Here is a 12,340-nt window from a genome sequence, read left to right on the forward strand (position 1 = left end):
ATCTGTAATCCGTTTGCTTTACTTTGTAATCTTCACTCTTTTCTTTGAAAAAAAAGATAAAATAAAAAAACCTTCCCCGTAAACGAGAAAGGTTTTAATACAATTAATCGTGTTATTTAATTTGCTTCAGAATTATCTTCTGTTTTATCATCAGACTTTTCTTCTGTTTTAGCTTTTACTTCTGGCTTAGCTTTCCCTTTAACTTCTGGTTTAGCTTCTGCAACTACTTCGAAAGCGAAGTTAGATACTACATCTCTGTGGAAACGGATAGTAGCATCGTACTGACCAGTACGCTTAACAGCGCCACCAGCTACAGTAATATACTTCTTCTCGATAGAAACACCTTCTTTTTCAAGTGCGTCAGAAAGATCTCCGTTAGTAACAGAACCGAATAATCTATCACCTTCGCCTGTTTTGGCGATGATTTTAATTTCAAGTCCGTTTAGTTTCTCAGCCTGTGTTTTAGCTTCGTCAACAACTTTCTTTTCTTTGAAAGCACGTTGCTTCAAAGTTTCAGCCAATACTTTTTTAGCCGATGGGGTTGCAAGAACTGCGTGCCCCTGTGGAATCAAAAAGTTTCTTCCGAAACCGTTTTTCACGGTTACAAGATCATCTGTAAATCCCAGATTTTCTACGTCTTTTTTTAATATAAGTTCCATACTATCTCTGGTTTTTTATTTTAATAAATCGGCTACGTAAGGCATAAGTGCTAAATGGCGTGCTCTTTTAACGGCAACAGCCACTTTGCGCTGATACTTCAATGAAGTTCCGGTAAGTCTTCTTGGAAGAATTTTACCTTGTTCGTTTACAAATTTCAATAAGAAATCTGCATCCTTATAGTCAACATACTTAATACCAGATCTCTTGAAACGACAGTATTTTTTAGTTTTGTTGGTTTCTATATTAAGAGGAGTAAGATATCTGATCTCTCCGTCTTTTTTTCCTTTTGCTTGTTGTTGTAGTGTGGCCATAATTTATGCTGATTTTTTATCGCGGTTTCTTCTTTTTTCTGCCCAAGCAATTGCATGCTTGTCAAGGCTCACTGAAAGGTAACGCATAAAACGCTCATCCCTTTTGAATTCAATTTCTAATTCATGTACAGCTTCACCATCTACGGTGTACTCAAAAAGGTGATAAAAACCACTTTTTTTGTTCTGGATTGGGTAAGCAAGTTTTTTCAAGCCCCAATTTTCTTTGGATATCATCTTAGCACCTTTAGAAACAAGAAGATCTTCGTATTTCTTTACTGTCTCCTTTATCTGATCTTCAGATAAAACGGGATTTAAGATGAAAACAGTTTCGTAATGATTCATAAAAAATCTATTAAAATTAATAATTAAAACCTTGGCCTTCTGCCAAAGAGGGTGCAAAAATAATACTTTATTTGGTATTATCAAACCTTATTTTAAAGAGACTTTAGAAATAAAAAACATAGATTAAGTGTGTATTTTTTACGATTAAACACAAAATAGTTGCAGTTCATCGATAATTTCCATATTATTGCCTTAAGTAAAACCTACTATTATGGAAAAAACCATATTAAAGTGCGCAATTGTAGATGATTCTACCCTGCAGCGACTTTCTATTGTGAAGCTTGTTCAAATGCACCCATCTCTTGAACTTGTTGGCGAATATAAGAATGCCATCGAAGCTAAAATGGGGCTTGCCTCTACAGAAATTGACCTTATCTTTCTAGATATTGAGATGCCAATTCTTTCAGGATTTGATCTTTTAGACGATATCCAGAGAAAGCCTCAAGTAATTTTTGTTACTGGAAAAACGAAGTACGCTTTTAAAGCATTCGATTATGATGCCGTAGATTACCTCAGAAAACCTATTGCCAAAGATCGTTTTTTAAATGCTGTACACAAAGCAATTACTAATTATAAATTAAAAAATGAGGAAGGCTTTGACGATGAAGATTTTATCTTCGTAAAAAGCAACCTCAAAAAACGAAAAGTTTTTTTAAACGAACTACGTTACATTGAAGCTTTAGGCGACTATGTAAAATTAGTAACCGAACACGAATCTCTTGTGGTGCTTTCTACCATGAAGGCTTTTGAATCATTATTACCTGGCGAACGTTTCCTTAGAATTCACAAATCTTATATCGTGAATTTAGACAAGGTACAGCGCTATAATAGCAAAACAATAGAACTTGATAAAGACAAATTGCCATTAAGCCGAAATAGAAAGGCCGATTTGGTTGATGCCTTAGCCGCAACGCACAACATTTAGTAATTATCTACATCTATAGTTGTCTGCACACTTGAAAATTCTTTTATAGAATTGAAAGTGCGCAAAACGTTTTCAATGTATTTTTTCGTTTTCTCCAAAGATTGCTTCTTGGGGATTTTAACAAGAAGATTAATGATGTATTTATTCTTTATTCTACCCACTGGTGGCGGCTCTGGCCCCAATATATTTTCCTTAAACTGAATTTCTAACGCTTGCCCAAACCAGATTGAAGCTTTTTGAACGCGCCCTAAATTTTTATCTTTAAAAATAATTTTGATCGTCCTGTAAAAAGGAGGATATTTAAAATTATAGCGCTCTTCGAGCTGTTCCTTGTACATTCCTTCAAAATCATTCACACTTACTTGCTTCAAAATTTGATGGAACGGGTTGTACGTTTGTATTAAAACTTTGCCGCGTTTCTGCGTGCGGCCTGCCCTACCCGATACTTGTTGAAGCAATTGGAAACTTCGCTCGTGGGCTCTAAAATCTGGGAAATTGAGAAGATTGTCTGCATTCATGACTCCAACCAAACTAATATTTCTAAAGTCTAAACCTTTGGCAAGCATTTGCGTGCCTACCAAAATATCTATCTCCTCATTTTCTAAAGCTTCGATTAATTTTGAATAAGAATTTTTCCCCTTGGTTGTATCTTGATCCATTCTAGCCACTTTGTGGTTTGGAAAAAGAGTTTTTAATTCAGTTTCAATCTGTTCGGTGCCAAAACCTTTAGTGTCCAGTGTTTCGCTTCCACAAGCCATACAGCTATGCATCATTGCCATATGGTAACCACAATAATGGCAACGCAATTGATTTTTTTGTTGATGAAAAGTCAAACTCACGTCGCAATTTGGACATTGGGGCGAAATTCCGCAGGTTGTGCATTCAACCACTGGCGAAAAACCTCTTCTATTTTGAAAAAGAATTATTTGTTCGCCATTACTTAAAACTTCGCGCATTTCTTCTAACAAACGATCGCTAAAATGGCCAGTCATTTGTTTTTTACGCGTTTTTTCTTTTATATCTACCAGTTCAATTTCTGGCATCATAACATTTCCGAAGCGTTTTTTAAGCGTCACCAATCCAAACTTCCCCGATTTTGCATTGTGATAACTTTCCAACGAAGGCGTTGCAGAACCCATCAATACCTTAGCTTTATGAAGATTTGCTAAAACCACAGCGCTATCGCGAGCATTGTAGCGTGGCGACGGACTGTATTGTTTAAAACTCGGTTCGTGTTCTTCGTCCACCACAATAAGTCCTAAATTTTTAAAAGGAAGAAATAAAGACGAACGCGCGCCAATTACTACTTGTGCTTTCGGTTTTTCTGCAAGCACATTCTTCCAAACCTCAACTCTTTCATTAACCGAAAACTTGGAATGATAAACAGAAATTTTTTCGCCAAAATACTTTTGAAGTCGAATAATTAGCTGCGTGGTTAAAGCAATTTCAGGAAGCATATATAAAACCTGTTTTCCAGAATTAATTACTTCTTCAATTAGCCGAACATAAATTTCAGTTTTTCCACTTGAGGTTACTCCGTGAAGCAAAACCACAGCGTCTGTTTCAAAAGATGTTTTTATTTGTTGATAAGCCACTAATTGTGCTTCGTTCAACGTTTTTATTTCTGTTGAAGCATCACCAGAAAATTCTACGCGGTCGTGCTGAATGTAATATTCTTCTAAAATTTCCTTATCCACCAATGTTTTCAAAGTAGCGGCTGAAGCTTCACTTTTCTTTTGAAGTACTGTAGAGCTAATAGGTTTTTTAGTTTGGCTGCTCAACATAAATAGATGCATTAGCACATCGCGTTGTTTTGGAGCTCGGCTTAAAGTTTCTAAAAGTTGGCGTAGATTTTCTTCGGAAGTATAATCAGAAGATAATTTTATGTAGCGTTTTAGTTTGGGAGTGTACTGTTCATATACAGTTTCTTCGACTTCAATTATATTTTTCTCCAACAATTTCTGAATCACAGAAACAATATTTCGTCTATCCAGAATTGATCGCGCATCATTGATGTGCAAAGAAGATTGATGTTGCAAGGCTTCGTATAAAACATATTCATCATCACTTAGCGTAGCTTCATCTTTAAATTCTTTCGAAGAAAGTTTAATAATTGTTTCACTTTCCAGCATAAAGGCACTCGGGAGCGCCGCTTTGATTACTTCACCCAAAGAACACATATAATAATGCGCCATCCACTCCCAATGTTTTAATTGATGCGCTGTAATAATAGGTGTTTCATCTAAAATATGATCTATAGATTTAGTTTCGTAACCTACCGGTGCTTGGTCATGAACTTGATACACAATGCCCGTATAAACCTTTGATTTTCCAAAGGGAATTGCAACTCGCATTCCAGGCTGCAAAAAAGCAGCTTCGTCCTTATTCACACTATATGTGAATGCTTGTTTCAGTGGAATTGGGAGAATGACGTCTATAAAATACAAATGGAAAACTATTATTTATTACTATTATAAATTCTTTATTGGGTCGCTTTGATGTTGAAAATACGGTCTCAGTTTTCACTGCCTTCTTTCCTACTTCCCGAATAAAAAAGCCACCAAAATTGGTGGCTTAAAGATACTATTTTTAATAATTTTTAATTAATGCGACTCCAAGTTTGTGTTCTTCCAAAAAGAGAGAAGCCTACATATCCGCGAACATTCAATTTGTTAGCGCCATCGAGTTCAATGTAGCATTTGTACACTTTTCCGTTGTTTGGATCCATTATGGTACCATCGTTATATTCATCGCCATCTTTTTCAAGACCTTTAATAATTACTAATCCCAAAATTGGTTTCCCTTTATCAGAATCCGGGCATTTATCGCAGACGGCGTTTTTCTTCGCAGGATTTAAAATCTCTACTACTTTTCCATAAATTTTACCATTGTCTTTGTAGATTTCAACGATAGATTTTGCTTCGCCGGTTTCATCATCAACGGTTTTCCATTTACCTGTTACATCTTGTGCAGCGGCAGTAATTACTGTTAACGCAATAAGTGAGAAGGTTAAAAGTATTTTTTTCATAATTTTAAATGTGTTAAATTCAGTTTTAAAGTTTTTCTTTTAGTCGCTTTATTGAAACATTTAATTCAAAACCAAGCAACAACAGGTTTGAGTTAATCCAAATATATAACATCAATATCAATAGTGCACCAATGGAACCGTATAACTCGTTGTAATTTGAAAAATTATTGATATACACCCCAAAAAAATAGGTTGTTAGTACAAATAGCACCGTGGTTGTTACTGCTCCAATTGAAAAGAATCGCGAAGATTTACCTTCTTTGGTGCCGTAATAATACAAAGTTGCGATAACTACGTATATCATTATTAAAAAGACAATAAATTGAAAGAACGAAATCCAAAAAGTATCATTAACTATATAGGCTTTTGACTTTAGGTCGTGAATTATATATTCGCCATAAAGAATAACCCCAACTGATGTTAACAACAACAGTGCCAAGGAGATTGAAACCACTAACGCCACAAAATACTGTCTAAAAAAACTTCGGTTGATAGTTACATGAAACGAATATTCAAAAGCACTGAAAATAGCATTTACTCCGTTTGTCGATAAAAATATGGAAAGGAAAAACACAAAAGACAACAAGCCTGCCCTGGGATTTACCGCTATATCTGCAATGATTGGATAAAAGAACTGCGTTGTCTGTGCAGGCAAAAGCGCTTCAATAAAAATTAAAAATCGCGTTTGAAATCCATCAATGGGGATTATTGGAATCATATTTAGCAAAAACAAAAGAAATGGAAAGAGCGCAAGAAAAAAGCTATAGGCAATTGAACTAGCACGAAAGGAAAAAGTTCCCTTTAAAATTCCAGTTCCATAAACATCCAGCAAATTATACAACGAAAACTCGCCCATTGCGGGTAGTTTTATCTTTTTACTAATTCGTACAAGATCTCGAATTACAGGAATGTTTATTTCCTTTTCGCCTTCTTCGTTCATTTAATAGCTTTTAGGCTAAGGTCCATATTGTAAACCGAATGCGTCAATGCGCCACTGGAAATATAATCTACCCCACATTCTGCGTATTTTCGTGCAGTTTCAAGTGTTATTCCACCGCTCGATTCCGTAAGGCATTTGCCATTAATTAAGGTTACCGCCTTTCGGGTATCTTCGTAATTAAAGTTATCTATCAAAATACGATACACGCCGTCACTCTGTAATATTTCTTCTATTTCGGTTAGGTTTCTTGCTTCAACAATTATTTTTAAGTCTAAGTGACGACTTTTTAAATACTGCTTCGTTTTCTCAATTGCTTGCGTTATTCCACCACTAAAATCAATATGATTGTCTTTCAACATCACCATATCGTAAAGTGCAAAACGATGATTTTCTCCACCGCCAATTTTTACGGCCCATTTTTCCAAAGCTCGTATTCCGGGAGTTGTTTTACGGGTATCGAGAATTTTAGTATTCGTTCCCTCCAGCAATTTTACATATTGGTGTGTTTTAGTAGCAATGGCACTCATACGCTGCATGGCGTTTAGCACCAACCGTTCCGATTTCAAAATAGATTGTGATAAACCTGACACATAAAAAGCTACATCGCCATATTTTACTGGGCTGCCGTCCCTTATTTTTATATCGAGTTCTAAACCGGGGTCTACATATTCAAAAACTTGGCGGGCAAATTCTACCCCAGCTATAATACCTTCGTCTTTCACCAAAAGTTTTGCGGAGCCTCTAGCATCTTCTGAAATACAAGCCAATGAACTGTGATCGCCATCGCCAACATCTTCTCTTATAGCGTTGGCAATGATGATGTCTATTTCTTTGTTGAATTGTTTTTCTGAAATCATAGCAAGGAAATTTCAGCTAAAATACTTTAAAAAGTTTGAAGGACGATGCTTCGGCTCCGCTCGGCACCGCAAAAATTTAAAATTATAGTAATTTATCTTTGTATTTTTGAATTTTGAAATAAAATGCAATGAAAATTACACTACTCGCAATAGGCAAAACCGATAATAAACAACTGCAAACCCTGATGGATGAATATACCAGGCGGTTGGGGTTTTATATTTCGTTTGAAATGGAAATTATTCCAGATATAAAAAACGCTAAAAATCTTTCGGAATCGCAACAAAAGCAAGCTGAAGGTGAAGAAATTTTAAGACGAACTTCCACTCCCGATGTATTAATACTTCTCGATGAAAAAGGAGAAACTATTACTTCGGAAGGCTTTTCGAAGTTTCTACAAAAGAAAATGAACAGCGGACTAAGAAACCTCATCTTCGTAATTGGAGGCCCGTATGGCTTTAGTGACGCGGTTTATGACCGTGCTAACGGAAAGGTATCCCTCTCATCCATGACCTTTTCGCACCAAATGGTTCGGCTTTTCTTTATTGAACAACTTTATAGAGGTTATACAATTCTACGGAACGAACCGTATCATCATCGGTAGAGCAACAAAATAAATCGAAATTACCACTGACAGTCTATAAAGTCTGTTAGCATATGGAATAACAATCCTACGGCGATGATTCTGGTCTTTTTGAAGAACAATAAAACTATATACACAGCCATTGCCCAATAAGTGTGCAACGGGTGAAAATTAATACTACAACGGCCAGCATCAAAAATGGGGGAGGCAAAAAGATGATCTACATCTACCAGCATTGTGGCCAGCATAATGAGCCAAGCTTTTTTCCATTCTTTCCTAAAGAAAACATACGCGATTAGCCCAGGGACTAATAGATGCAGCGTATAATGTACCAAGGATTGCAACATTGAGTAAATTTTTGCGCAAAGATAGGGAATCAGTGATTAGAAAATTGTTTCAGAAGAAGTGTATAATAACACAAAAAGTTGCTCGAAATATATATTTTGCTAAGATTTTTAAAAAGATTATTTTTCAACATAGAAATACTTATTAAAGGAATACATATGAAAAAAATATACGCAGTAGCTCTTTTATTTTTAGCCACTTCATTTGCACCTAATATTATATTCGCGCAGTGCGACGATGTAACAATTGAGAGCTTAACAAATCCTGGACCGTACGATGTTGCCACACTTACCGAAGCAGATGGCCTTAGAAATGGTCCAGATTATGCAGGCGCAACCGTATATTATCCCACAAATGCCACGCCTCCTTTTATGAGTATCGCCATTGTTCCCGGGTTTACAGCACTGCCTTCAAGTGTTGCAGAATGGGGTCCTTTTTATGCTTCTCATGGAATAGTTACTATAATTATTGGAACCAATTCACTATTTGATAATCCAGAAACTAGAGCAATAGCGCTTATTGATGCTTTAGAAACTATGCGACAAGAAAATACGCGAACCTCCTCTCCGTTAGAAAACCAACTTGATGTAGATAAATTTGCAGTTAGCGGATGGTCAATGGGCGGCGGCGGAGCACAGCGTGCAGCAGTTTTAGACAATACGATAAAAGGCGTAGTTGCTTTGTGTCCGTGGTTACCAAACCCAATCTTAAATCACGACAGTCCTGTGCTAATTTTTAGTGGTGAAAATGATCCTACCGCTCCTCCCGCGCAGCACGCAGATATTCATTATAACGTTACTCCTAATACAACCAATAAACTTCTTTTTGAAGTTGCTAACGGAAACCATTCAGTTGCAAACACACCAAACGGTGGTAACGGTGCTGTGGGTAAAATTGCACTTTCGTGGCTTAAATTATATGTAGATGAAAATAACTGCTATTGTCCGTTATTAACTGAATCACTGTTGGTTAATCCTCCTGCAGCTTCTAAAGTTGAATCTAGTTTTGAGTGTGAGTCGGTGCTGGGTATAACTGAAAATAATTTTGATGTAAGCGTATATCCAAACCCAACACAAGACTTTGTAACAGTTAACACCACCAATACAGCACATTTTGAAGTATATTCTGCACTCGGGCAACGATTACTTTCAGGTGAACTTACCCAAAACGAAAAGCAGATTGACTTTTCAAATCTTTCTAAAGGAATTTATTATGTTCGGGTAGGAAATGAGACTTTGAAGATTGTTAGGAATTAAGTACCAAGGTTTCATTCGGGCTAAGGTAAGCAGTACCCTAAATTAATAATTCGTAAAGCACTCAAAATGAGTGTTTTTACACTACCTTTCTACTTAGAGCGGAACAATTGTTTAGGCAGTTATGTAATTTTCTTCTAAAATAAAAATGCTACAAATGTTTTTCTCCAGGGATGCGACTATCCTGCCTAACAAAAGAAAACTATTATGAAAGTAGCAAAAGATGACATTGAAGTGAAATTAGAAATTCCGGGGGCAATTATTAGGCAGAAAACCAATTTTGGAGATGCCACAGGCCTGGGAAAAATAAGTGCCGAGTATTTTAGTCTTTCTGCGGGTGTAGATACAACGCCATTATTTATCGGGCTTGAAGGTAATTTATGCCAGTGTCCGCATTGGGGATTTCTTATAAGTGGTCAAATTACCACTACGGATGCAAAGGGTATTGAAGAGCAAGTAAATGCCCAAGAACTATTTTACTGGCCTTCAGGTCACAATGTAAAGGTAAATGCAGATGCTGAAATTGTGATGTTTAGCCCTCAGCAGCAGCATACACCTGTAATTAACCATATGATTGATATGACCAAAGGGTAAAATTGCCGTGTTTTGAAATACACTGCATACCTAAGAGGGGGAAACTGTTGCCCTTTTTGAAAGCCTCTTTTACTTTTAAAATTTTGAACTTTCTAAACACTAGCGGGCCGCACGTGCTTGCAGGGATTGAGAGACTGTAAATCTGCTTTACTAATAATTTGGATACTCGCTTGCAAGGTCTATAATCTAGCGTGTATTCTATCTACTAATTCCTCAATATTTCTGGTAGTAGCAAGCTCCACCATTGGGATATCTAAAGATAAGCTCTCCAAAGTCATCATCACGATTTCGGCACGGTCTATAGAATTTGCTCCCCAATCCTTTAGTGAATCGGTTATAGGGATGTCTTTACCTTCTAATTCTGGTATTACCTCCGTTGAGATGTCAATAATTAATTGAAATATTTCGTCTTTATCCATAATTTTTATTGCTTAAGTTTTACGATACTTTTCTCCTTTTCGCTGGCATTATTTTTACGTCATAATTTCTTTACCATAATTGCCTTCTTAATATATTCGAGTTTTATAATTATGAAGAATATCGGGGAAAAATTTATATAAACGTAAGTCCAATCTTTCTATTTAATCCCTGTTCAAATATTCGTATTAAGGTAGAAAGTTGGATATTTCCTTTTCCGTTTTCCAGTTTTGAAATATAACTTTTTTTAGTCCCAGCTTTTTCTGCGAGTTGTTCCTGTGTAAGGTTTGCTTCCTTTCGAGCCGCCTTTAGCATTTCACTAACAATAAACATTTGAGCGCCTTCTTCATACTTGTTACGGCTTTCAGAACCAATTTTTCCATGTTCTAACTCAGTTAACTCATCGAATGTTTTTATGTTTTTATAATCCTTCATAGTTTTAAATTTTGCTTTCAAAATATTCTCTCCATAATCGCACTGCTTTTTCAAGTTCAGATTTCGGTATTTTCTGTGACTTTTTCTGAAACCCATTGAAAAGGACAACCAATTTGCCTTCGTCAAAACAACAAAAAACCCTGTATATGTTTGATTGGTATTCTATCCGGATTTCATAAAGTCCATCGGTTCCTGATAAATGTTTTAAGAACTTTGAAGGTACCTGATCCACTTGTTTTATTAACTCAAAAACATATTGAATCTTCGCTTTTGCTTTATGATCCAACTTTTTATAGAATTCGAGAAAATGATTTTCGTAAAAAATTATGGTTCTAACCATTCGGTAAAGTTATCTTAAAGGATAACATTTTCCAAATAATTTAGATTTTTTTTGATTTTCTAAAGTTGCAGGCGCTTAATCAAAAAACAGTTCCATAAAAGAATATGTGAAAACCAAATTCATTACAACAGTAAAAAAACTGAGCGCTAAAAATTGTCTATAACTTTTAAACCTTTTTAAGAAGAACAGTATTATTGAAATAATGAAGATAACCACTGTAAGAATCATTAGCCCAGCAGTAATAAAATCACTAACATCAAATTCTAAATTGTTCAAAATTTTAGATTGTAATAAATCTGCAAGATATTCAAGGATTGTTGGCAAAAACAGAAATACAATGAGAACACATATTAAAACTATCCAATGGTTGCGGGAAATGCCTAAATTTTTCTTTATCAATAAATAGATCATCATTACAGATTGCAAATAAATCAGAAAACATATAACGACCCAAGGATAATAAAATCCCCAATAGCGCATTATTGCAGAATCTTCTCTACTGTATGCGAAAATAGCTTCCGAAAAAACATTTCTAAAATGGACATCTGGGTTTGAAATGTATTTCCAATTTAATATTATAAAAAGACCAAATGCACCGCAAACTAACAACAACGCAATAAACATCAATATGTTGATTGTTTTAGAATGGTCTGGTTTGGTCATTAAAAAATATTATGTTGCAAAGGTTAACTAGCGCGGAAGTATACTTTCAATATACTTTTTCTTTTTTAAGCTTTCCATCCGGGTAGTAAGTTCTCCACACCCCACTCTTTCTACCGTTAGTAATTTCACCTTCCTTTTTTAAGTAGTATTTGCAAAGCTTGTTTGAAAATAAATAACGTTTTATATCACTAACGAACCTAAGGTGTTTATCAGATTCAAGAAACTCATAAGCACTTAATGCTGTGGTAGAAATGTATTTTCTTTTATCTTCATAAAGCACATTCCCCTCTGAATCAAAACCTCTGTGAAGCATTATATTCCCAAAAGCATCATAATCGGTTTCATTCCATTGACCGCCTTTAAAATAGAGATAATGTTTCCCGGTTAGAAATGAATATTCTCGGTTGTTTACGGTATAATATATTTGCCAGCCTGAGTCTTTTATTTTGCCATCTTTATATTTATGCTCAACTTTAATTGAATCTCTTGGAGCGCTAATTTTTTCAACCAAAGTTTTATACTCCGCTGAGTATTGAGAATACATTGAAAGCTGAATGAAAAATATCAAAAGAACGAAGATTTTCATTTGCTTGTTTAGGTTAAGTATATTAACAGGCCTTGGATAGTTAAATTCATGTTTTTTGCGGGA

General features: G+C 35.5%; 17 protein-coding genes. 4 read left to right on the top strand and 13 right to left on the bottom strand.

Translation table 11 applies throughout. From position 1 onward, the window contains the following. Positions 1-116: 116 nt before the first annotated feature. From rplI to rpsF, 3 genes are read right to left on the bottom strand one after another with little or no spacing between them, the layout of a single operon-like run. Entirely contained in the window at positions 117-659 is a 543-nt protein-coding gene (gene rplI, locus AC3RVF_RS07745) for a 50S ribosomal protein L9 (RefSeq protein ID WP_489689507.1), read from the bottom strand. A gap of 15 nt (positions 660-674) precedes the next feature. After that, a complete protein-coding gene (gene rpsR / locus AC3RVF_RS07750) occupies positions 675-971 on the bottom strand; it encodes a 30S ribosomal protein S18 (RefSeq protein WP_111881944.1) in 297 nt (98 codons plus the stop codon). A 3-nt stretch (positions 972-974) separates the two neighbouring features. Beyond that, positions 975-1,313, bottom strand: coding sequence for a 30S ribosomal protein S6 (gene rpsF, locus AC3RVF_RS07755; RefSeq protein ID WP_489689506.1), 339 nt, complete (start codon positions 1,311-1,313; stop codon positions 975-977). A 211-nt stretch (positions 1,314-1,524) separates the two neighbouring features. Between rpsF and AC3RVF_RS07760 the strand changes: the two genes are divergently transcribed. Continuing rightward, a complete protein-coding gene (locus tag AC3RVF_RS07760) occupies positions 1,525-2,238 on the top strand; it encodes a LytR/AlgR family response regulator transcription factor (RefSeq protein ID WP_489689505.1) in 714 nt (237 codons plus the stop codon). On the opposite strand, the gene priA is transcribed toward AC3RVF_RS07760, so the two are convergent. The 4 genes from priA to nadC form a co-directional block, all read right to left on the bottom strand. Then, on the bottom strand, positions 2,235-4,685 hold the full coding sequence (priA, locus tag AC3RVF_RS07765) for a replication restart helicase PriA (protein ID WP_489689504.1): 2,451 nt from the start codon (positions 4,683-4,685) through the stop codon (positions 2,235-2,237). The two genes, AC3RVF_RS07760 and priA, sit on opposite strands and share 4 nt — an antisense overlap. 152 nt (positions 4,686-4,837) lie before the next feature. Then, positions 4,838-5,266, bottom strand: coding sequence for a DUF2147 domain-containing protein (locus tag AC3RVF_RS07770; protein WP_489689503.1), 429 nt, complete (start codon positions 5,264-5,266; stop codon positions 4,838-4,840). Between the two features lie 25 nt (positions 5,267-5,291). Then, positions 5,292-6,206 carry a YihY/virulence factor BrkB family protein gene (locus tag AC3RVF_RS07775; protein WP_489689502.1) on the bottom strand — a complete coding sequence of 305 codons (915 nt, stop codon included), beginning with the start codon at positions 6,204-6,206 and terminating at the stop codon, positions 5,292-5,294. Next, positions 6,203-7,063 carry a carboxylating nicotinate-nucleotide diphosphorylase gene (gene nadC, locus AC3RVF_RS07780; protein WP_489693125.1) on the bottom strand — a complete coding sequence of 287 codons (861 nt, stop codon included), beginning with the start codon at positions 7,061-7,063 and terminating at the stop codon, positions 6,203-6,205. The genes AC3RVF_RS07775 and nadC overlap by 4 nt, the downstream gene beginning before the upstream one ends. A gap of 128 nt (positions 7,064-7,191) precedes the next feature. On the opposite strand from nadC, the gene rlmH reads away from it, so the two are divergent. Beyond that, positions 7,192-7,665 carry a 23S rRNA (pseudouridine(1915)-N(3))-methyltransferase RlmH gene (rlmH, locus tag AC3RVF_RS07785; protein WP_489689500.1) on the top strand — a complete coding sequence of 158 codons (474 nt, stop codon included), beginning with the start codon at positions 7,192-7,194 and terminating at the stop codon, positions 7,663-7,665. A 20-nt stretch (positions 7,666-7,685) separates the two neighbouring features. Here rlmH and AC3RVF_RS07790 read toward each other — a convergent pair whose 3' ends face one another. Further along, positions 7,686-7,991: a DUF6122 family protein gene (locus AC3RVF_RS07790; RefSeq protein WP_489689499.1), complete on the bottom strand. Its 306-nt coding sequence runs from the start codon at positions 7,989-7,991 to the stop codon at positions 7,686-7,688. A gap of 156 nt (positions 7,992-8,147) precedes the next feature. On the opposite strand from AC3RVF_RS07790, the gene AC3RVF_RS07795 reads away from it, so the two are divergent. Both AC3RVF_RS07795 and AC3RVF_RS07800 read left to right on the top strand, forming a co-directional pair. Next, on the top strand, positions 8,148-9,245 hold the full coding sequence (locus AC3RVF_RS07795) for a T9SS type A sorting domain-containing protein (protein ID WP_489689498.1): 1,098 nt from the start codon (positions 8,148-8,150) through the stop codon (positions 9,243-9,245). A 204-nt stretch (positions 9,246-9,449) separates the two neighbouring features. Next, positions 9,450-9,836, top strand: coding sequence for a cupin domain-containing protein (locus tag AC3RVF_RS07800; protein WP_489689497.1), 387 nt, complete (start codon positions 9,450-9,452; stop codon positions 9,834-9,836). A 179-nt stretch (positions 9,837-10,015) separates the two neighbouring features. Here the strand turns inward: AC3RVF_RS07800 and AC3RVF_RS07805 are convergent, their stop codons facing one another. The 5 genes from AC3RVF_RS07805 to AC3RVF_RS07825 all read right to left on the bottom strand — a co-directional run bounded on the left by AC3RVF_RS07805 (position 10,016) and on the right by AC3RVF_RS07825 (position 12,277). Continuing rightward, on the bottom strand, positions 10,016-10,255 hold the full coding sequence (locus AC3RVF_RS07805; protein ID WP_489689496.1) for an acyl carrier protein: 240 nt from the start codon (positions 10,253-10,255) through the stop codon (positions 10,016-10,018). Between the two features lie 133 nt (positions 10,256-10,388). Next, a complete protein-coding gene (locus tag AC3RVF_RS07810) occupies positions 10,389-10,688 on the bottom strand; it encodes a helix-turn-helix domain-containing protein (RefSeq protein WP_489689495.1) in 300 nt (99 codons plus the stop codon). A 4-nt stretch (positions 10,689-10,692) separates the two neighbouring features. Beyond that, positions 10,693-11,028, bottom strand: a complete 336-nt coding sequence (locus tag AC3RVF_RS07815) for a type II toxin-antitoxin system RelE/ParE family toxin (RefSeq protein ID WP_489689494.1) — start codon at positions 11,026-11,028, stop codon at positions 10,693-10,695. A gap of 75 nt (positions 11,029-11,103) precedes the next feature. Further along, entirely contained in the window at positions 11,104-11,691 is a 588-nt protein-coding gene (locus AC3RVF_RS07820; protein WP_489689493.1) for a hypothetical protein, read from the bottom strand. Positions 11,692-11,737: 46 nt separating this feature from the next. Continuing rightward, complete coding sequence (locus AC3RVF_RS07825) at positions 11,738-12,277, bottom strand: hypothetical protein (RefSeq protein ID WP_489689492.1); 540 nt, start codon at positions 12,275-12,277, stop codon at positions 11,738-11,740. Positions 12,278-12,340 lie beyond the last annotated feature (63 nt).

It is taken from the genome of Aequorivita sp. IT1183, assembly GCF_058068265.1.